The organism is Streptomyces angustmyceticus, assembly GCF_040701845.1.
GTDB lineage: Bacteria > Actinomycetota > Actinomycetes > Streptomycetales > Streptomycetaceae > Streptomyces > Streptomyces angustmyceticus_A.
This window is the reverse complement of record NZ_JBFBHQ010000009.1, coordinates 214,814-235,802: the sequence shown is the minus strand read 5'-3', so window position 1 is coordinate 235,802 and position 20,989 is coordinate 214,814. Positions and strand designations below refer to the sequence as shown.

Here is a 20,989-nt window from a genome sequence, read left to right as displayed (position 1 = left end):
GTTGCTCCTCGCCATCAGTAGTGAGTCAGCGTCACCATAAGGGAAGGACCGCATTGTTCCTCGGCCTGCCCGAGGATCACTGACAGGCCACAGCCTGCCCCGCCCGCCGCGGGGTGGAGCCCGGACGTCGTGACTGGGCGCGACGTCCCCTGCCGTGAGCACCGGGTGGGGAAAGAGCCCCGACCGCATTTGTCTGAAGCCGGGGCGGTGACTGTCCGGGGGCTGGTGGTGTCTGTGGATGCGGCCGTCCCCGCGTACGGCCGATGCTTACGCTTCAGGGCCGGTAGACGTACTCCGCCAGCGTCGTGTGCTTCTTCCAGCCCAGCGTCTCGTACAGCGCGCGCCCGGCGTCGGTCGCACCCAGGATGCCGAGGACCGCCCCCGCCTCCAGGGCGTGGTCGGCGAGCGTGCGCATCACGAAGTTGCCCAGCCCGCGCCGCCGGTGGGCCTCCTCGGTCACCATCCGGTCCACGACCACGGCTTCCCCCAGGGATGCCATCTGCCCCTGGGCCGCCTGCTCGCCCGCCGCATCCAGCACCCGAGCGCGGATGACGGCTCCCATGGTCTCCACGGTGGCGGTGTACCCCGCAGGCGCGACCGGGTCCGTGGCCATCAGGTCGATGGCCATCAGATGGCCGGACTCCTCCCTCACCCACCCCTGAGGCAGCCAGGGCTCGATCTCCTCCGGCTCCGCGGGCATCTTCATCCAAGTCCGCGGCACGGACACCGAGGCCGCGGCGCTGCGCACCAACGACTCCTCGGCCTCGGGCAGGACATGGCGTCCCACTTCGTCGGGGTTGCCGGCCACGTCGACATAGAACCCCCAGGGCTTCTTGACCGGCGGGGGCGTCCGCCGGGACACGGCCCAGCCCGCCACCCACGTCCTGACGATGTCCGCAACCATCAAGTCCTCCCGAAGCTGTGGCCGTACCAACGGCCAGGTAAGAGACAGTAGCCAGGTTCACACCTTACGTTGCGAGGGGGGTCGCGGCATCTGTTTTGCCGGGGTGCGGAGCCCCGGGGCTGACAGTCCGCGTGCCGCGGAGCCTGGACCTGCCCGCCTGGACCGGCGCCGCCCGGGTGTTCGCCCGCCGGATCGCCCCGGCGGCGGCCCTGCCCCATCCCCTGGGCGACGACTGCTCTCGGTGAGCGGGAGCCCGGTCGCCTCGGCCGCAGGAAGGCCGTGTACCCGGGGCCCGCAGGTTCGCTTAATCTGGGTGTACGGGGTGGCCCTGACAAGCGGCCGTACCCGGAACGCCCCTGGACGCAGGAATGCTCTGCGTCGTGCTGGGGAACCAGTGCCGCTTCGACACGCACGCAGGGACGGACCAGCAGATGCAGGTGAGGTATGAGACCGCCCTCGCGCCCTTGGCAAGCCCGCTGGGGCGAGCATCGCGAGATCGGGTGACGGGAGAAGCAGCCCGCGGTGAGGGCCCGGCTCGGCGGGCGAGACGTCGTGGATAGGGTCGCGCTCACGGCCGCCGGCCTCTACGTCATCGTCCTGCTGCGCGCCGGAGGGACCTTCGCCGTCGGCTGGCTCGCCGGGGCCGGTGCCAGGCGCGGCAGGCTCGCGGCGCGGATCTCCACGGCCAAGTTCCGGCGCGCCGAACGGGCGATCCAGCGCTGGGGCGCACCGGTGGTGGCCGTCTCCTTCCTGACCGTCGGATTCCAGACCGCGGCCAACTTCCTCGCCGGGAGTATGCACATGCCTCTGTCGCGCTACCTCCCGGCCCTGTTCGTGGGCGGAGCGGGCTGGGCACTGGTCTACGCGACGGCCGGCGTCGGCGCGCTGGAACTGCTGACGAGGCTTTCCGCCGAGCAGACGCTGATCGGCGCGGGCGCGGTGACCGCGCTCCTCCTCGCGGTGAGCGGCGCGATGGTGTACCGGCGCAGAAAAGCTGCCACGACCCACCGCGGCACCGCGGCCGACGAAGCCTGAAACGCCGCCCGCACAGGGGAGCCGCGTTCCTCCGCGAGCGGCCCGCAGGAGGTTCTTCGTCCGTCGGTGTCCTACCCGCCCTACGTGTCCCGGCCGCTGACCAGAGATCCGCACGCCGCGTCACCCCCGGCCAGGGCCCTGCTCAGGGCGCTGCGCCGGCGGATGCCCAACTTGCGGTAGCTGTGCGTCAGATGGGTCTCCACGGTACGGCGGGCCAGATGCAGCAGATCCGCGATCTCCGCGTTGGTACGTCCCCCCGCGGCCAGTTCGGCGATCCGGCGCTCGCTGTCGGTGAGCGAGGCGGCACCGGTCCGCGTCGCCGGACGGCGTGCGCCGCTCGCACGCAGCGCCTCCTCCGCCAGGTCCCGCAGCCGTATCGCGCCCAGGCGCTCGGCGAGCCCGGCCGCCTCCCGCAGGATGTCGCGGGCGTGGGACGACTCGCCCGACGCGGTCAGCTGACGGCCCAGGGCCAGCAGCGCCGCCACCAGCTCCGGTCCTGCCGGGCCGCCACGCAGCAGCCGCACCGCCTCCTGGGCCAGGTCCAGTCCCTGGCGCCCGCCGATCGCGGTGCCGAGGACACGCAGGGCCCGGCCCACCGTGCGGGGGGTGTTCCACACCCGGGCCAGGCGCAGCTCCTCCTCGATCAGGGCGAGGGCCTCCCGTGGGACGCCCAGGGCCAGATGGCACTCGGCGGCGGCCGTGCGCCACGGGGTGACGACGGGGCTGAACACCTCCCGGGCCGACTGGCGGCGGCCGCACTCCAGGAAGTCGTGCAGGGCTCCCGCCAGGTCACCCTTGGCGGCGCGCAGCTGCCCGCGCGCGTACAGGAACCGGTTCAGCTCCCAGGACTCCGGCGCCGTGCGCAAGTCGAAAGCGCCGGCGAGGCGTTCGGCCTCGGCGGTGCGGCCCGTCTCCACGAGTGCCGTGAGCGCATGGGCGTGGGCGTTGGTCGGGGTGGCGGCGGCGGGCGGCGGGTCGGCCAGGAGGCGCGCGTAGTCGGCCCGTGCCGCGACGATGTCCATACGGGTGTTGAGCAGCGCTTCCTGCATGGGGTGCAGGACGTCGGGGCGCTGCCCGGCCAGACCGCGCTCCACCAGCCGTTCGGCCTCGTCGAGCTCGTCGGCCCACTGAGCGACCACGGCGGCCGTCCCCAGCAGGTACGGCTCGGACAGCAGGTCGGCCGGTTCCGCCAGCAGACCGCGCAGGCGCAGCATCGCGTCCTTCGCCGACTTCCGACCTGCCGTGACCGCGTACTTCACCAGGAACGCGTGACCTGCCGTGCTGATCGACTCCGGCGAGCTCTCGGCCGCCTCGGCCAGCCGCTTGTACGCCTCCTGCCGCACCAGCTGGTCCTTGTCGGACAGTTGCAATAACGCCTGCCGCAGGACGCTCACCAGGTCGGGACGGTCGGCGAGCGCATCGAACAGCGAGCGCAGCACCTCGACCCCCGCGCGGGTCCTGCCACGGCCGGTCAGCGCCGTCCCCAGGGCGACCGCGGCGCGCACCCGTTCCTGCGGCGGCCCCGGCAGCCGCAGCGCCTCGGTGAGCCTCAGGATCGCGGCCGAGGAGCCGGGCACCGCGTACTCCAGTGAGCCCAGCTCGGTGAGCAGGCGTTGTCTGCCCTCATCGGAGAGGGGTTCGTCCAGAGCGCGGCGCAGGAAAGCCACCGCGTCCTCGATGTGCCCCTCACGCAAGGCCAGTGAAGCGGCGTCCTGAAGCACCGGCAGTGCCCAGGGCGCGTCCACCACGTCGGTGAGCAGCAGTTGACGGGCGACAAGCTCGCTGGAGACACCGTGGTGCAGCATCGTCTCGGCGGTCGTCCGGTGCGCGGCGCGCCGCCGGGCCGCGGGCACGCCGGTGAGCACCGCGTCCCGCAGCAGCGGATGGGCGTAGCGGGCGCGGCCCACGTCGTCGGGGCGCAGCAGTCCGAGGGCGGTCATCGCTGTGATCCAGCCCGCGACCCGGGCCGGGTCGGCGCCGGAGAGTTCGGCGAGGAGCGAGGGGATGTGGAGGGCGGGGGACCACCCCGCGCTGGGGGCGGGTCCGTGGTCCCAGCCCTCGTCCAGGATCGCCAGCGTCCGTGCCACCTCCGCGGTAGCCGGCCCGGCGGAGTCCAGCCACCACTGCACGGCGGCCGGAAACGCTCCCGGGTACAGCGCCGCGGAGGTGTGCGGCACGACCGGGTGGCTGCCGTCGGAGAGGTCGTCCAGCAGGGCGCGTAGCAGCAGGGGGTTGCCCGCGCCGGCCCGTACGCAGTCCTCGGCCCAGGAGTCGTCGGCGTCCGGGAAGGCCGAACGGACCGCCGCCACCGCCGATTTGTCGGACAGCGGGGTCAGGGTGTGGGTGGTGACCAGGGCGGGGGAGAGGCTGTGGGCGAGGCCCTGTGCGGGCGGGTCGACGTCGTACTGGCTGCGCTCGGTGACCGCCAGGACGATCGGCAGCCGGTCCATGAGCCGGGCGGACTCCGCCAGCCAGCGGCGGGACTCCGGGTCGGCCAGGTGCACATCGTCCACGGTGATCAGCAGCGGCGGCTGCTCGGCGTACGAGCGCAGCACCCGCCACAGCCCGGCGGCGGTCGCCCGTTCCTTGCCGTCCAAGGCCAGATCGGCGAACACGGGCACGGGGCCCTGGAGTTGCAGGACCGCGGCGAAGGGGATCGCGGAGTCGCCGGCGGAGCAGCGAGCGCGCAGCACCCGCATTCCGTGGGCGGCGGCTTCCTCGGCGGCGGCCTCCAGGACCGTGGTGCGGCCCGTGCCGGTGGCACCGCGCAGCAGGACCAGACGACCGGTGCCCGCACGAGCGCGCTCGGTCGCGGTGGCCAGCAGTCGTTCCGCTTCCCGAAGTGCGCATACCGGTCGGGACATCCCTGCCTCCTTGTACGGACGTGAGGGTCCTCTCTCATGAGGATGGAGTGCGCCGGACATCGGTGGCGTGATCAACACCGTGAGAAGAACCACCATGATCGCGCACCTGTTCGACGGAACCGGGGTGTCGCTTCCGCCATCACGCTCCCACTGTCGTGGTTCCGGCCGGCCGATCTCGTGGTCCGTGTCGTGGTGCTCCACGATTGCGCTGGTCACGAGCGTCACATGAGGGTGAACAGCCTCCGCCCCCTCTTCCCCACAGAAGTGGCGGGGCCGCAGACAGGAGACAGAGTGCTCAACTCAATCCGGATGACACACGCCGGTACGGCAGACGGCACCGCCGTGCCGCCGGCTCGGGTTTCCGTGGCGGCACAGGCCCGCGTGGTGAAACAGCGTCAGCCGACGTGCTTACGCCTGTCGCACCTCGTGACGGCGTGGACGAAGCACCCCGAGGGCGAACACCGGCTCACCTCCGCGGTGTGGGTACGACGGCGACGCGCTCTGCGCGGCAGACCCCTCCCGCCACGGCCCACCCGACGACCGTCCCACTCGCCGGTCACCGTGGCAGCGTCCTTCGGCGCCTTCCCGGCCGGTGCCGGACGGCGGACCACCGCCTGCTCATTCACGTCACGTCCCAGCGCCTGCCCCCACGTGCCGCACCCGCCCCGCCGCCTGCAGCCGCACTCACCGAAGGCGAAACCCGGCACCAGGCCCATGGCGGAGATCGTCATGTTTGTGTCCTTGCTGCCAAATGGCGCGGCGGGCCATGATGATCAGGTGACACAACGGCGCGTCGTCTTCCTCGTCTATCCGCGGTTTCAGGTGCTGGACCTGGCGGGACCGCATGAGGTGTTCGCGCAGACGCAACGGTGGGTGCCCGAGGACGAGGGCTACGCCGTTGAGATCGTCGCGGTCCGGGCCGGAGCGGTGCGGGCCTGTCACGGGATCGATATTGCGGCCGGCAGTGGCGTCGAGCAGTGCGAGGGACCGCTGGACACGCTGGTGGTCGTCGGTGGACCTGGCGATCGGGAGGCGGTGGACGATGAAGAGCTTGTCGGCTGGCTCAGGGCGGCGGCCGGCCGGGCCCGGCGGGTCGCTTCCGTGTGTACGGGCGCGTTCCTGCTCGCGCGGGCCGGGCTGCTCGACGGACGGCGCGCGGTCACGCACTGGGCGGCCTGCGAGCGCCTGGCCCACGAGCACCCGGACGTCACGGTCACCCCGGACCAGATCTTCGTGCACGACGGGGCGGTGTGGACCTCCGCCGGCATCACGGCGGGGATGGACCTGGCGCTCGCCATGGTCGAGGAGGACCACGGGCCCGAGGTCTCCCGGGCCGTCGCGCGGATGCTGGTAATGTTCGTCCAACGCCCAGGTGGACAAGCACAGTTCAGCACCCAGCTCGCGGCGCAGCGGCCCACGCGCAAGCCGCTGCGGGACGTGCAGGCATGGGTCACCGACCACCTCGCCGACGACCTGACCGTCCGGGTGCTCGCCGATCGGGCCGGTATGAGCGAGCGCAACTTCACCCGGGTCTTCCGCGCCGAGACCGGGCTCACCCCGGCCGCCTACGTGGAGACCGTCCGCATCGAGGCGGCGCGGGCTCTACTGGAGACGACGGACACCACCATCGACGCGATCGCCCGAGCCTGTGGCTTCGGCTTCGCCGAGACCCTGCATCGCCGCTTCAAGCGCACCCTGGGCGTCACACCGGGGCAGTACCGCCACCACTTTTCCCGGGCAGGGTGAAGGAGCGCCCGGTCCCGGCCGTCGCGGGGAGAAGCCCGCGTGCCACCGGCACGTCTCCTCGGGCGCCTTCGAACACTGCGGATGGTGGAGCATCGTCAGCCCGCCGCCGGCCCGGAGGCCGACCTGGTCGTGGCACTTCCAGGACCGGACCGGGCACGAACAGCACAGGGAGCGCCCGTTCCGGGTCGGCGACGCGATACGCCACGACATCGGTCTCGTCCGGCCGCGCCCACCGCAGGCTTCCTCCCTTCCCCCGTTCTGGTACCTCGCTGATCGGAGCAGTCTCGATGAACGACACCACATCGACGGAGTCCTCCCCGCCCCGCAACGCAACGGCGGGTGGGCATCCCTGGGACCGGACGGCGAAGGCGGCCGACCACGCGCCGGGCCCGGACCCGGCCGAGTCGGCATGGCTCCAACTGCCCTGCGGTCGCACGGACGTGAGGGGGCGACGGCCGGCGACAGCCGCGCTCTCGGAGGTGCTCGGCGACGCGGCCGACGGTGACGACTTAGCCAGGTCGGTATGAGTCCCGTCCCACTTTTGCAAGCCGGACCACATCGCCTGGCTGATACCACAGAAGCAGGTCATGCATGGCAGTCTCATCGGGTTTCGACGGCAGTGGCGTAGCAGCAGCTCCCTTCCGGGTGCTCGGGCCGCTTGAGGTGTGCGGCGAGCGGGGGGCCGTATCCGTGGCACCGGGGCGACAGGAGGTCGTCCTCGGGGCGCTGGTCCTCGATCTGAACCGGGTGGTGGAGACGTCCCGTCTGGTGGATGTCATCTGGGCTCACGATCCACCGAAGACCGCACGCGCCCAGGTGCAGATCTGCATCTCCCGGCTCCGCAAGGCACTTTCGGACGCGGGAGTCGACGCCACCATCGAGACCCGCGCCCGCGGGTACCTCCTGAGGGCGCCGGAGGACGCGACCGACGTCGGCAACTTCCGTCGCCTGGTGGCAGAGGCGCATGCCCTGGCCCGTGACGGTCTGAAGATGCCCGCGGTGGAAGTGCTTCGCTCGGCGATAGGACTGTGGCGGGGGCGGTGCCTGGCCGGTGTACCCAGCGAAGTCCTGGCCGGTACGGCAGCGCAGTGGGACGAGAGCCGCCTGGAAGCGGTGGAGACCTGCATGCGGCTGTTGCTGGAGCTGGGGCGTCACGAGCACCTGGTCGGCGAGCTGATGCAGCTGGTCGCCGGCCATCCGCTGCGTGAGCGGCTGCGGGGGCAGCTCATGGTGGCGCTGTACCGTTCGGGCCGGCAGGCGGAGGCGCTGGATGCCTACCACCAGGGCCGGGCCATGCTCGCCGAAGAACTGGGCCTGGAACCAGGAAGGGAACTGCGCGACCTGGCGCAGGCCATCCTGACCGACGACGCCGACCTGGCACTGGCCGAACCGGCCGAACCACGCTGTCTCGTGGCGACGCCGCTCCCCGAGGCGGTGCAGGAGCGGAGCGCCGATCCCGACCCGATTGTCAGCCCGAGGCAACTCCCCGCCGACATCGGTGACTTCGTAGCCGACGAAACGACCGTGTCGGAGGTCTGCGAGGCCGTCACCGAGGGACAGGAGAAGGGGCAGCTGAACGTGGTCCTGGTGCTCGGCGGACCTGGTGTCGGCAAAAGCACGTTGGCCAGGCACGTGGCGCACCGACTCGCATCCGAGTACTTCCCGGACGGACAGCTCTACTGCGACCTCCGTGGTCCGGGCGGACAACCGGTCCGCCCCGCACAGGTGTTGGGGCGGTTCCTCCGAGCGCTGGGCGTACCGGGCCAGGCCATACCCGATGCGCTCGACGAGCGCGCGGAGATGTACCGCAGTCTGCTGGCCGGTCGCCGGATCCTGGTGTTGCTGGACGACGCGGCCAGCGAGTCGCAGGTGATGTCCCTGCTGCCCGGAACCGGCAGCAGCGGCGTGCTGGTCACCAGCCGCGGCCAGCTCACGGCGCTGCCGGGCACGCGCCGGTTCGCCGTGGAGCCGCTGGGTCCGGAACAGGCGATCCAGCTCCTGGGGCGGATCATCGGAGAGCACCGTGTGGAGAGCGAGTGCGAGGCGGCGCGGGTCCTCATACGCCTGGTGGGCGGGCTGCCCCTCGCGCTGCGCATCCTCGGCGCACGCCTGGCCGCGCGCCCGCACTGGTCACTGGCCTCCATGGGGCACCGGCTGGAGAACGAGCACCGCAGGTTGGACGAGCTGGCACACGGCGAGCTGTCGATCCGGGCAAGTCTCTCGGTCAGCTACGACGGCCTGGCGCCGGCCGACCGTCGCCTGTTGTGCCTGCTCAGCCTGGCGGAGGGGACGGAGATCCCGAGCTGGCTGGGCGCCGCCCTTGTCGACGACCGCACTCCGCACCCCACCGACCTGCTGGAACCGCTCATCGACAGGCGGCTCCTCGACATCACCGCCATGGACCAGGGCGGGGCGTTCCGATGCGGACTGTCGCAGGTCGTGCGAATGTTCGCGCATGAACGGCTGCCCGCGGAGATTCCCGAGGCGGAACGCGCCGGAGCGGTGCGGCGTATGGTCGGTGGCTGGATGGCGCTCGCGGAGAGGGCGCACAAAGAGATCTACGGCGGTACGTACACCCTCGTGGCGGGCCGGGGCGAGCGGTGGCATCCGCCGGAGGGCCATGTCCAGCGGTGTCTCCGCGACCCGCTCGGATGGCTGGAGAGCGAGCAGACCAACCTGTTGAACGCGGTCGAGTTGGCGGCCCGGTCCGGGTTGGACGAGTTGTGCTGGGAGCTGGCCACCACTCTGGTGACGCTCTTCGAGGCCCGTGGCTATCCCGAGCTCTGGGAGCGCACCCACCGGGTCGCGCTGGCCGCGGTACAGGAGGCCGGCAACGAGCGGGGCCAGGCGGCGGTACTCGGCTCGTTGGGGACCCTGTACCTCTACCGGGGCGAACACGAGGCAGCAGGCCCGTACCTCAGCGCCGCTTTGGAGATCTTCGAGCGGGTCGGTGAGGTGCGCGGTCAGGCGCTGTGCCTGCGTGACCTGGCGCGCATCGAACGGCACCGTGGTGACGACGATCGGGCACTGGCCCTCTACGAGCGCGCCGAGCGCCACTTCGTGCGGGCGCAGGACGCGATCGGCCGGGCGTACGTGCTCGGCGAGATGGCACACATCACGATGCGGCGAGCGGACTTCGCGCGAACCCGTTCCTATCTCGACGAAGCCCTCGGCATCTGCCGGTCGGCGGGCTTCGACCGGGGCCAGGCCCTCACGCTGCGGCGGCTGGGCCAAATGCTGATGCACCAGGAGCGGTACGAGGCGGCGGAACGGACCCTGCTCGAGGTCCTCGCCATGGTCGGGGCGAGCGGCGACCTGGTCGGAGAGGGGTATGTGCTGCACGACCTCGGCCGGGTCAATGCCCACCTGCGTCGCGTGGAACAGGCCGTCCAGTACTACTCGCGATCGGCCAGGATCCGCGAGCGGATCCTGGACCACAGCGGGGCCGCTGCCGTACGCGCCGACATCGTTGCCATTTTGGGCAGGCCCATGACGTCGGTCGGCTGACACCAGGAGGCCGGCTGGTCCGTCACGTCCACGGCGTGTTGCTGCCGGGCGTTTCGCCGGCCGACAACACGGCGACCGGGCCCTGCTCCACGCTGTGCTGATGTCCTGCAGCGCCCGGGACGAGCACGACGACGGCCTCCGCGGCAGCCGGCAATTTCCTGATGGCCATCTCTGTTCTCCTTGCTTCGCAGCCCGACTCGCAATCCGTCCGGGCGTTGCTGAAACCAGCGTGCACCAGGTGCCCATCGCGGCCGCATGCCGGCGCTATCACCGCCTTATCCCGGCCCCGTCCCCGCCGTGGATGCGCCGTGATGCCGGGCCGATAGGGCCGCACCGGAGATTGGGTCCTGCCGACCTCGGCGCCCCTTCAGGGGACGGCCCTCAAGGAGTAGTCCAATGACCGTAGTGACCCGGGACACGGTGATTCTCGCCGCGTTCGGCGTCCCGGAAACCGAATCGCAGCTCAGAGCAAGGTCCCCCGCGACAGCAGCGGTGGACCGTGTCAGGGAGTTCCCACGGAAGAGGAAGGAACCGGTGCGTGCGCACCGGGGCCTCTCCTTGACCGTGGCTCAGGGGAAGGTGCACGGCCGATGACGATGGACGCGGAGTTCTACTCCCGGGTGGCCGAGCGGTTCGGCGGTTACTTCAGCGATGCCCGGAGCACCGACGTATTCGCCGACGGCCGCCCGGACACCGTCTTCGACGAACTGGCGACCGCACTGGGAGCGCCACACGCCCGACTGCTGGATGTCGGCTGCGCCGACGGACGCAGTTTGCTGCGCATCTCTCCTGCGTACGGCGCCGTGACCGGGATGGACCTGTCGCCGTCGATGCTGGAATGCGCCGAGCGGTACCGAGCGGAGGCAGGCCTGTCGCACGTCACGTTCGAGCTGCGCGACGCCGCCGACACGGGGCTGCCCGATGGGTACGCCGATGTGGTCACGTCCCGTCGCGGCCCGCTGATCACCCGTGAGTTCGAGCGGGTGCTGCGCCCCGGTGGATTCGTGATGTACATGGGGATCGGGGAGCAGGACGCCCGCGAACTGAAGGAAGAATTCGGTCGCGGCCAGGACTTCGGCAGCTGGAACGGCCGGCCCTTGTCGGAGGGGATTGCCGAGGAACTGTCCGATGCGGGCTTCGTCGTGACAAGAAACCAGGCATTCCGGTTCGAGGAGTTCTACCACTCGGCGGACGATCTGGACACCTTCCTGCACCAAGTGCCGATCATCGACAACTACGACCCGGCGGCGGACAAGAAGGCATTCGACCGGTATGTCACCGCGGTGTCCGTCGATGAGGGCGTCCGGCTGAGCCGGCATTGGTTCATGGTTCAGGCGCAGAAACCGGCGGCCGTCGAGCCGTCCCACTCATAGGAAACGGTGCGCCATGGAACAGGATCTCGTAGTGAACGAAATCTTCGGTCCGACCGTCCAGGGCGAGGGCAGGTCCCTGGGACGCCGGTGCGCGTTCCTGCGACTCGGCGGGTGCAACCTGTCGTGCACGTGGTGCGATACGCCCTACACCTGGGACTGGACCGGAGCCGGTGACAGCGGGGTCGCCCACGATCCGCGCAAGGAGCTGCACCGCCGCCCGGTCGAAGATGTCGTGGCGGAATTGCTCGGATTCGAGACCGAGCTGATCGTGATATCCGGCGGTGAGCCCCTGGGACAGCAAGAGCGATTGATCCCTGTGGTGGCAGCACTGACCGGACACGGCAAAGAGATCGAGATCGAGACCAACGGGACGCACGCCGCGCACCCCGAACTCGTCGCCGCCGGCGTCAGGTTCAACGTCTCGCCGAAGCTGTCGCACTCGGGCGACACCCTGCAGCGCAGGATCGTCCCTGCCGCACTCACCAGCCTTTCGGCACTGCCGGAAAGCACGTTCAAGTTCGTCTGCCAGAACACCCGCGATCTCGACGAAGTGGCCGACCTGGTCGCCGCCTTCGACCTGAGCTCGGTATGGATCATGCCGATCGGGCGTTCCGCCGACGACGTCACCAAACACATGAGCGAGCTGGCCGACGCGGTGGTGGAGCGCGGCTGGAACCTGACGACCAGACTGCACACCTTGGTGTGGGACGACAAACGCGGCGTGTGAACCACGGCACCCGCAAAGGAGAACGGAACTCGGATCGATGGCATTTCGAATCACGAAGAAGTTTGAATTCTCGGCCAGTCATCGGCTCACCGGCCTTGCTCCTGAACACCAGTGTGCCCGGATGCACGGGCACAACTATGTGATCGAGTTGGAGCTCCGGGCCGATGATGCGGATCTGTTGCCCGTGGGCTTCGTTCGAGACTACGGAGAACTGTCCGCATTCAAGGTCTGGCTGGACAGCCATCTTGATCATCGGCATCTGAACGATGTGATGGACGAAAACCCGACGGCCGAGAACATGGCGGCCTGGGTCTACAAGACATGGTCGACGAAGTTTCCCGAGTTGGCCTGCGTGCGTGTCTCAGAAACTCCCAAGACGTGGGCCGAGTACCGGCCGTGAGGCCAGTAACTCCGAAGCCCGGACGAAAGGTGCCCGAATGTCGGTGACGAAATTGGACCTCGATGGTGACCCGTCGGCGTCGAAGACGACCGAGGACCCGCTGGTCGAGATCGCCCGCCAACTGTTGGTGGAGATCGGCGAGGACCCGAGTCGCGACGGACTGCGCGACACCCCTGCGCGGTTCGCCCGCTGGTGGCGAGAGTTCATCAACTACGACCCGGGTTCGCTGGGCACGCTCTTCGAGTCCATCGGCACGAGCCAGCTCGTGGTCGTCTCGGACATCCAGGTCTGGTCGCTGTGCGAGCACCACCTCCTGCCGTTCAACTGCTCCGTGACGATCGCGTACCGCCCGACGGGGCAACTGCTCGGCCTGTCGAAGTTCGCCCGGGTCGCCCACCAGTACGCGCACAAGCTGCAGGTCCAAGAGCGCCTCGTGGACCAGATCGCGCTCGAGATCAGCACCCTGAGCGGCACCCCGGACGTCGCGGTCATAGCCAAGGGCGAGCACCTTTGCATGTCGATGCGCGGCATCAAGGCTGCCGCGCAGATGACATCGACCGCATACCGCGGGGAGTTCAGCACGGACGCCGGGCTCCGGGGCGAGCTGTTCGACCTGCTCCGGGCGTGACGAGCCGTCGACCGACGCGGGCAGGGGCTCAGCAGTGGAGAGCGCGCAAGAACCGTTCTCGTCGGCGCCCCTGCGCATCCGGGCCGGTCGACCTGAAAGGACAACGATGAACGTCAATGATTCCTCGACGCCCGCGGAAGCGGTGCGGTTGCTCCCCGCGCTGGACGCCGACCGGCTGGTGGCCGACCTCATGACGGCGCGCGACCACCTGTGGGACGAGCAGAGCTCGTACACGAACGGGCGGGTGTCCAGGTGGGCCGAGCAGGACTGGCGCTGCCTCTCGGTGCGCAGCCCCGGTGGTGACAAGACACGCACCGACCCGGGGGGTCCTGGCTCCGCGGAGTTCGCCGACACCGAGTGGCTGGACCACATGCCGTACGTGCGGGAGGTCCTGCGCTCGATTCCCGGCCCCCTCTACGCGGTCCGGTTCATGGATCTCGGCCCCGGCGTCGTCGGATACCGCCACAACGATGCCAAGTTCGCCCCGGACTGGGGAGTGGCCCGGCTGCACATCCCGGTCACCACCCACGAGGACGCCTCGCTGGACCTCGACGGAGTGACGCATCGCTGGCAGCCCGGCGAGTTCTGGTTCGGCGACTTCAGCCGCAAGCACCAGATCCAGAACCTCGGCCCGGAGCACCGGGTGCATCTCGTCGTGGACGTGCTGGTCACACCCGAACTCGCCCGGCTGTTCCCGGCCGACTGGGCCGACTACTTCAACGGCCCGGAGGTGCTCTACAACCGCCCGACCGTGGACCTGACCGAGCGGGAGCGGGAAGCCGCGCGGTGTGCGTTCGACGCGCCGGCGCACCTGCTGGAGATCGAGGAGTTCGGGTCGCTCACCGGCCCGCAGCCCCAGGCCGCCTTCAGCATCGTCGACACCGGCACGGGCCTTGCCGTTCGCTCTCCCCAGGACCACCTCTTCCCGCTGGCGGCCCTCGGCGGAGACGAGTACCGCCTGGTCGGGTGGAGCGAGGAGCGGACCCTCACCACCAGGCTGGACGGTCCGCGGCCGGAGGTCGAACTGACCTACCGCAAGGGCCAGCGAACCGAGCGGCTGAGCGTCCCGGCCACGCCGGTGACGTGACGGACGCCGGGCTCGTCCGCCGCCGCTTCGGCGCACGGCACACCGCGGCACCGATCCCGAAGAACTGAACCGCCATCCCATTACGTCAGCCGGAAGTCGACGCATGCCGAAAACTGTCGCAATCGTGTCCGGTGGCCTGGACTCGGTCACCATGGCCTACCACCTCCGGGCGCAAGGACACACCCTCCACCTGCTGTCCGTGAACTACGGCCAGCGTCATCTCGTCGAGCACGAGTTCGCCGCGAAGGCGGCTCGATCGCTCGGCGTGCCGCACGACGTCGTCGATCTCAGCCCCGTCGGCAAGCTCCTGAGCGGCTCCTCGCTCACCGACCCGACCGTCGACGTGCCGGATCACCAGAGCGGTACGTCCGGCGGGAGTCCGAACATCGTGCCCAACCGCAATGCCCTTCTGCTGTCCGTCGCCTTCGCGGTCGCCGTCGCCCAGAAGGCGGAGGCGGTGGCCGTCGGGGTGGTCGACGACCTGCAGGCCGCGCCCGACAGCAATGCCGCGTTCATCGATTCCTTCCTCGCCATGGAGCGGATCGCGACCCGCGGATACGCGCACCCCGACCTGACCCTGACCGCGCCGCTGGTCAGGCTGCGCAAGAGCGGCGTGGTGTCGCTCGGTGAGGAACTCGGCGTCCCCTGGACCGAGACCTGGAGCTGCTTCCGCGGCGACGCGCTGCAGTGCGGCCGGTGCGCCGCCTGCAGAGAGCGGCAGGAGGCGTTCCGGGACGCCGGCGTGACCGACCCGACGCCCTACCAGATCAGCGATCCGAAGGAGCTGCCATGACCGACACCTTCCCCGTGCTCGACCTCCGTGACGCCGCCGGTTCGGAAGAAGACCGGGCGGAGTTCCTGCTCCGGCTGCGCAAGGCCGTGCACGAGATCGGCTTCTTCCAGCTCGTCGGCCACGGCATCGAGGACGCCGACGACATGCTCGAACTCACCCGCCGGTTCTTCGCCCTGCCCGAGGCCGACCGGCTCGCGCTGAACATCCTCGACTCGCCGCTGTTCCGCGGCTACTCCGAACTCGGCCGCGAACACACCAAGGGCATTCCCGACCAGCGCCGGCAGCTGGACATCGGGCCGGAGCAGCCGGCGCGGGCGCCCGAGACCGGCGATCCCGCCTACCGGTGCCTGATCGGCCCGAACGAGTGGCCCGAGGCGATGCCCGAGCTGCGTCCGGCCATCGAGTCATGGATCGCCCGGCTGACCGATCTGTCACATCAACTGCTACGGCTGATGCTGGAGTCGCTGGACGCCCCCGCCGGGTTCCTGGACGACGTGGTCGATCCGGATCCGCAGATCCACCTCAAGCTCCTGCACTACCCCGGTCCCGCGCAGACGAGCGAGGACGACGGCTCCGGCCAGGGGACCGGCATCCACAACGACCTCGGGCTGCTCACCCTGCTCGTCCAGGACGACAACGGCGGCCTCCAGGTCGCGGTGGAGGACGACCACTTCGTCGACGTGCCGGTGATCCCGGGGGCGTTCGTGGTCAACCTGGGGGAGCTGCTGGAGGTGGCGACGCGGGGCTACGTGCGTGCCACCAAGCACCGGGTGATCAGGCCCGCCCCGGGCGTCAACCGCTACTCCATCCCCTTCTTCTACAACCCCCGGCTGGACGCCACGATGCAGCCCCTGCCCAGCCCCTATGTCGAGGGCGCCGGCGGAGTCATCGACGTCGCCGGCAACCCGTTGTTCGCCCTCTACGGCGACAACGTCATGAAGGGGCTGATCCGCTCCTTCCCCGACATCGTTGCCCGGCACCACCCGACCCTGGCCGCGGGCGCCGGGGCCAGGAGTTCCTGACACCGGGCGGCCGGGCAGCTCCTCACCGCCCGGCCCGAGCGGCCGGTCCGGCGGTGGCGTCGCCGGCTGGTGTGACGGGGACCGAACGAACATGAGACAGGGCGAATTTCATGAGAATCAACCTTCTCGGGCCGCTCCAGGCCTACGGGGACGATGACCGCGTCGACATGGCGCCGGCCGCCCAGAAAGTACGTCAGACACTGGCAATGCTCGTGCTGAACGCGGGCCGGGTGGTGCCCTTCGAGCAACTCATGGACGAGCTGTGGAACGACAACCCGCCGGCCAGCGCGCACACCGCACTGCAGACGTATGTGTACCAGCTCAGGAAGCGGTTCTCCCTCGGCAACCCGAGGAGCGGTGGCGCGGTACGGGCGGCCGGGCCGCTGCTGGGCACGGTCGACGGCGGCTACCAGCTGTCGCTGCCCGCCGACCACGTGGACGTCTTCCGGTGCGAGCCGTTGCTCGCCCGCGCCCGGGCGGAGTTCCGTGACGAGGACTTCGCCCGGGCCCGTGACACGGCCGCCGCGGCGCTGCAGCTGTGGCGGGACGATGCCCTGGTGGACGTACGCAAGGGGCCCATGCTGAAGGCCGAGGCGGTCCGCCTGAAGGAGTTGCGTACCAGCGCACACCACCTGCGGATCGAATCCGACCTGCACCTCGGCCGGCACCACGAGGTGCTCGGCGAACTCACCGCGATGGCCGGGCGGGAACCGACGGACGAGCGGACCCAGGGCAATCTGATGACGGCTCTCTACCGCATGGACCGGCGGGCGGAAGCGCTCCAGGTCTACCGCCGGGCACGCGAGCGGATCGCCACCGAGCTGGGTCTCGACCCCTCGCCCCGACTGGAGGCCCTGCACACGGCCGTGCTCGCGTCGGACGAGGCGCTGCTGCGTCCCGCCGGGCGGCTCACGGCCGTGACCGCCGCCACCCGGGCGCCCTGCCATCTGCCCGCCCCGCGCGAGCGTCTGACCGGACGCGCCGGCCAGCTGGCGCGCATCACCGCGGCACTGGCCGGCCGGGAGCGGGAGGACCGGCCGCTCGTGATCGTGGGGGGCGCCCCCGGCACGGGGAAGAGCGAACTCTGCCTGCACGCCGCGCATCAGGTGAGCGGTGACTACCCGGACGGACGGCTCTACGCGCGCCTTCGTGACGGCGCCGGCCGGCGGGTGCCGTCCGCCGAGATCCTCCGCTCGTTCCTGCGGGGACTCGGCGCGGCGGAGGAGCAGTTGCGACTGGGTGCGACCGACCTGAGCCTGCTGTTCCGCACCTGGACCGCCGGCCTCCGCGTCCTGGTGGTGCTCGACGACGTGTGCGACGTGGGGGACCTGACGCCGCTGCTGCCGTCCGGCGCCGGCTGCGGAGTGGTCATCGGCAGCCGTCGGCGGCTGTTCGTGTCCTCCTCGGCGGTCCACGTCGAGCTGGCCGGACTGCCCTTCGCCGACTGTCTGCACCTGCTGGCATCCTCCGTGCCGAGCCACTGGACCACCATGGACCCGGAGGGGCTGCGACGGCTGGCCCGGCTGTGCCGGGGACTGCCGGGCGTGGTCTTCGCGGTCGCCGCGCAGTTGCGCCGCCGCCCGCACTGGACGGCCCGGCAGGCCACCGCCTGGGTCCTCGCGTCCGGGGGCGCCGACAGCGATCCGCTGGGCGTGCGGGCCGGATTCGACCGGACCCTGGCGGCGCTGCCCGCCGACTTACCGCCCCTGGCGTACGCGCTGTTGTCTCCCGGCGTCCCCGACCGGCTCACGCCGGCGCTTGCCGCGGCGACCCTGGGGATCAGCGGCCGGCGGGCCGAGGAACTCCTGGAGGAGCTGGTGGAGAGCTACCTGCTGCGCGCCCGGCACCCGTGCGAGAACGGCCGGTTCTCCTACGAATGGGAGCTCGGGACGCGCCCGTTCGCGGCGCGGCCGCACAGCGCGCCGGCCATGTGCTCCGCCTGACGCTCGCGGCACCCGGACCACCGTGTCTGCCGTGCCGCGCGTGTCCGGCGCGAGATGCGCCGGCCGCTCCAGCGCATCGAGGCCGGACGCCGAGCACAGCAACGAAGCTTTCAGCAGTGCAGACACCCCAGCGTGAAAATCTTTGTCAGCAGCGTCCGCGAAGGCGGGAAAGAGGCGCGTGACTCCTTCCCCGGACTGACGAACCCGCCGGGCCACACCCCGGCGGTCCAGTTCGGGGAACGCGCACGCCACGTGGAGACGTACGCCACCGGCGCGTTCCACGGCTCCGTCGCCCGGACCCGCCCACGCGGCCGAACCTTGGAGAACCGCACATGTCACCACGCCCGAAGCTCGTCCTCGTCGGTCAGCTGTCCACGTTCCCCTGGGTGTTCGATGCCGCCGAGCGTGCCGGCATCGACGTGATCCTCGTCCCCAGGGGCGACGACACCACGGAGTCCGCCGGGCGGGCCGCCGCGGTGGTCGAACTGCTGCCCCTGGACATCGAAGGAAACCCCGAAGCCGCGCTGGCCGCGCTCGCCGACCGATACCGGCAAGAGCCCTTCGACGGGATCATGGCGGGCAACGAGCAGGCCGTGCCGTTCGTGGCGCGCGCCGCCAAGGAGCTGGGCCTCACCGGCCTGACCGAGGAGGCGGCGACCGTGGTGCGCGACAAGCGCAGCATGCGCCAGCACCTGCGGGACGCGGGGCTGGGGGCGCCCGGGTTCGTGCTCATCGACCACCCCGACGACTGGGCGGACACGCTGACCTTGCGGTTCCCCGTCGTGGTCAAGCCGGCGAACGGCCACTCCAGCTTCGGTGTGATCCGTGTGGACGACAAGGACGGCATCGAGCAGGCCGTGGCCCGCACCTGCAAGCTCGTCGAAGCACACCTCGGCGCCGACGACGGACTGGCCCCGGAAGCCGGCGTGTTGGTCGAGGAGTACCTGGACGGTCCGGAGATCTCCGCCGAATCCCTCGTCCACCGGGGGAAGGTACGGGTCTGTGCCATCAGTTGGAAGGGAGAGCTGACGGGGCCCTACTTCCAGGAGACCACGTTGCGGGCCCCCGCCCAACTGCCCGCCGAGATCATCGCCGCGGTCGAGGCGGAGGTGGTCGGTGCCCACCACGCCTTCGGCGTCACGGAGGGCACCACGCACACCGAACTGCGGCTGGTCGGCGGGGTGCGTCCGGTGCTGCTGGAGATGGGCGCGCGCATCGGCGGCGGGGGCTACATGGCCCACCTGGCCCACGTCAGCAGCGGGATCGACATGGCCGTTGACGCGTTGCGCATCCACCTCGGCCTGGAACCGCTGTGCTGGCGCGAGGAGCAGGTGCCGGCCGGTCACGCGGCGGCCTATCAGGTGCCGGTCGGCAGCGGCGGACGGATCAAGCAGATACACGGCCTGGACGCGGTGCGTACCGACCCGCGGGTGGACTACCTGGTGCAGACCATGGGCCCCGGCTCACTGATGCGCCCCTACCCGGACTTCTCCGGATACCCGGTGATCGTGCTCTCCCGCCACGAATCGGATGCCGAGGCCGAGGCGTACCGCGCGCACCTCGCCCGGACGCTGTACGTCGAATACGAGGAGCAGGGCTGAGCACGCGCCACGGCGCACCCCACCGTGGCCGACGGCGCCTCGTGACCACACCGGACCCGGACCCGGCAACTAGGCGTTTCTCGCGGGCCTGAAAGGGCTGTTTCACCGTCCACGCGTGGACGGTGAAACAGCCTTTTTCCTTTCCCCGACAAGCCTGTTCGCATCGCACTTCAGTCGCGGTTGAGCCGCCCCGGTCGATCCCGTGCCACACTCGGCGCATGCTCCACAGGCACGCCGATACCGAACGGGAATTCCGGCGTCCCGCCGGAGGGGAAATGCCCGCTCGGCACTGTGGACTCGGCAACAGGACATCGGTCGCGCGAGATTCGTCTGCCCGGCCCGCAAGCACTGTGCCACCTTTCGCTGACATATCCGGGCCGCGACGTCATCCATTCCCATGAGCCGCTTCATCCGCTACGGCGAGCTGAATGACCTGAACGGTTATCCGGAAAGCAGTGGTGTACAAGTGAAAGAGAGAGAAGAAATGCAGCAGAGCACGACGCGGCTGAGCGGACAGCAGGCCGACCCGGAGTTCTTCCGCTTCGAGGAGCGCGGCGAACTGGACTACGCACTCGTTCTGGACGTCCTGCACGGCCGCAGGCTGGGAGTGATCTTCCGGGACGTCATACCGCCGGCGGCGCGCAAGGACCTGACCGAACGATTCTGGGCCAGCCCCGCCCGGCATCATCGCGAGGGCGAGCCCTCGCACTACGTCGGCGCCTACCACTGGAACAAGGACGTCGACACCTACCTCGACGAGTCCGCCGCGGTCGCCGAGCACGTCCAGCAGGTGATCGACGCCCCCGACTCGCCCTGGCACGTGTTCCGCCAGGGCGTGAACGAGGCCCTGCGGCAGGAAGGCGCGTCCCTGCGGGTGGCGCAGATGAACGGCCGCTCGGCGTGCGCCGCGCTGATCCGCGCGTGGGACAAGGAGGGTGACTTCTCCCTCGACCCGCACGAGGACGAAGCGCAGTGCAAGGACCCGCGTCAACACGGCTTCGAGGTCCAGCGGGTCCTGGACCACCAGATCTGCGCGGTCAACATGTGCACCGAGCACACCGCCGGAGGTCGGCTGGTGATCTGGAACATCCGCCCCGACGACGCGACCCGGCGCTCGCTCGGCATCGAGCAGACGGGACTGCCCTATCAGGCCGAGGCCCTGGCGGACTTCGAGGAGCTGCGCCTGGACATCCGCGAGGGTGACGTGTACGCCTTCAACGGTGCCTTTGTGCACGCGGTGGACGCCAACGCCGGCAACCGCACGACGGTGTCCTTCATCATGGGGTTCACCGATCCCCGGACGGTCGTGAGCTGGACCTGAGCCCGACCGGGCCGGCGGCGTGACCGACCGCCGCAGAC

The 20,989-nt window shown here is 70.4% G+C and carries 16 protein-coding genes; 13 read left to right on the top strand and 3 right to left on the bottom strand.

Annotated elements, in window-relative coordinates:
• Positions 1 to 274: 274 nt before the first annotated feature.
• Positions 275 to 904, bottom strand: coding sequence for a GNAT family N-acetyltransferase (locus AB0411_RS21765; RefSeq protein ID WP_366418918.1), 630 nt, complete (start codon positions 902 to 904; stop codon positions 275 to 277).
• Between the two features lie 552 nt (positions 905 to 1,456).
• Here AB0411_RS21765 and AB0411_RS21760 point away from each other — a divergent pair.
• A complete protein-coding gene (locus tag AB0411_RS21760) occupies positions 1,457 to 1,939 on the top strand; it encodes a DedA family protein (RefSeq protein ID WP_366418917.1) in 483 nt (160 codons plus the stop codon).
• An 80-nt stretch (positions 1,940 to 2,019) separates the two neighbouring features.
• Here the strand turns inward: AB0411_RS21760 and AB0411_RS21755 are convergent, their stop codons facing one another.
• Positions 2,020 to 4,803 (bottom strand): AAA family ATPase, encoded by a 2,784-nt coding sequence (locus AB0411_RS21755; protein ID WP_366418916.1) that lies wholly within the window; start codon positions 4,801 to 4,803, stop codon positions 2,020 to 2,022.
• A gap of 777 nt (positions 4,804 to 5,580) precedes the next feature.
• Here AB0411_RS21755 and AB0411_RS21750 point away from each other — a divergent pair.
• Together AB0411_RS21750 and AB0411_RS21745 are read left to right on the top strand one after the other, a co-directional pair.
• Positions 5,581 to 6,549 carry a GlxA family transcriptional regulator gene (locus tag AB0411_RS21750; protein ID WP_366418915.1) on the top strand — a complete coding sequence of 323 codons (969 nt, stop codon included), beginning with the start codon at positions 5,581 to 5,583 and terminating at the stop codon, positions 6,547 to 6,549.
• A 690-nt stretch (positions 6,550 to 7,239) separates the two neighbouring features.
• Positions 7,240 to 10,056 carry an AfsR/SARP family transcriptional regulator gene (locus AB0411_RS21745; RefSeq protein WP_366418914.1) on the top strand — a complete coding sequence of 939 codons (2,817 nt, stop codon included), beginning with the start codon at positions 7,240 to 7,242 and terminating at the stop codon, positions 10,054 to 10,056.
• A 22-nt stretch (positions 10,057 to 10,078) separates the two neighbouring features.
• Here the strand turns inward: AB0411_RS21745 and AB0411_RS21740 are convergent, their stop codons facing one another.
• Positions 10,079 to 10,225 carry a hypothetical protein gene (locus tag AB0411_RS21740; RefSeq protein ID WP_366418913.1) on the bottom strand — a complete coding sequence of 49 codons (147 nt, stop codon included), beginning with the start codon at positions 10,223 to 10,225 and terminating at the stop codon, positions 10,079 to 10,081.
• A gap of 421 nt (positions 10,226 to 10,646) precedes the next feature.
• Here AB0411_RS21740 and AB0411_RS21735 point away from each other — a divergent pair, with 421 nt between their 5' ends.
• The 10 genes from AB0411_RS21735 to AB0411_RS21690 all read left to right on the top strand — a co-directional run bounded on the left by AB0411_RS21735 (position 10,647) and on the right by AB0411_RS21690 (position 20,951).
• Entirely contained in the window at positions 10,647 to 11,429 is a 783-nt protein-coding gene (locus AB0411_RS21735; protein WP_366418912.1) for a class I SAM-dependent methyltransferase, read from the top strand.
• Between the two features lie 13 nt (positions 11,430 to 11,442).
• Positions 11,443 to 12,156, top strand: coding sequence for a 7-carboxy-7-deazaguanine synthase QueE (locus tag AB0411_RS21730; protein ID WP_366418911.1), 714 nt, complete (start codon positions 11,443 to 11,445; stop codon positions 12,154 to 12,156).
• Between the two features lie 37 nt (positions 12,157 to 12,193).
• Entirely contained in the window at positions 12,194 to 12,556 is a 363-nt protein-coding gene (locus AB0411_RS21725; protein WP_366418910.1) for a 6-pyruvoyl trahydropterin synthase family protein, read from the top strand.
• Between the two features lie 37 nt (positions 12,557 to 12,593).
• Entirely contained in the window at positions 12,594 to 13,184 is a 591-nt protein-coding gene (gene folE / locus AB0411_RS21720; RefSeq protein ID WP_366418909.1) for a GTP cyclohydrolase I, read from the top strand.
• Between the two features lie 106 nt (positions 13,185 to 13,290).
• Positions 13,291 to 14,271 (top strand): aspartyl/asparaginyl beta-hydroxylase domain-containing protein, encoded by a 981-nt coding sequence (locus AB0411_RS21715; protein WP_366418908.1) that lies wholly within the window; start codon positions 13,291 to 13,293, stop codon positions 14,269 to 14,271.
• Between the two features lie 124 nt (positions 14,272 to 14,395).
• Complete coding sequence (locus AB0411_RS21710) at positions 14,396 to 15,064, top strand: 7-cyano-7-deazaguanine synthase (protein ID WP_437042838.1); 669 nt, start codon at positions 14,396 to 14,398, stop codon at positions 15,062 to 15,064.
• Positions 15,061 to 16,086, top strand: coding sequence for an isopenicillin N synthase family dioxygenase (locus AB0411_RS21705; protein ID WP_366418906.1), 1,026 nt, complete (start codon positions 15,061 to 15,063; stop codon positions 16,084 to 16,086). The genes AB0411_RS21710 and AB0411_RS21705 overlap by 4 nt, the downstream gene beginning before the upstream one ends.
• A 110-nt stretch (positions 16,087 to 16,196) precedes the next feature.
• On the top strand, positions 16,197 to 18,029 hold the full coding sequence (locus tag AB0411_RS21700; protein ID WP_366418905.1) for an AfsR/SARP family transcriptional regulator: 1,833 nt from the start codon (positions 16,197 to 16,199) through the stop codon (positions 18,027 to 18,029).
• Positions 18,030 to 18,361: 332 nt separating this feature from the next.
• A complete protein-coding gene (locus AB0411_RS21695) occupies positions 18,362 to 19,630 on the top strand; it encodes an ATP-grasp domain-containing protein (protein ID WP_366418904.1) in 1,269 nt (422 codons plus the stop codon).
• Between the two features lie 484 nt (positions 19,631 to 20,114).
• Entirely contained in the window at positions 20,115 to 20,951 is an 837-nt protein-coding gene (locus AB0411_RS21690) for a hypothetical protein (RefSeq protein ID WP_366418903.1), read from the top strand.
• The last annotated feature ends 38 nt before the right edge of the window (positions 20,952 to 20,989 follow it).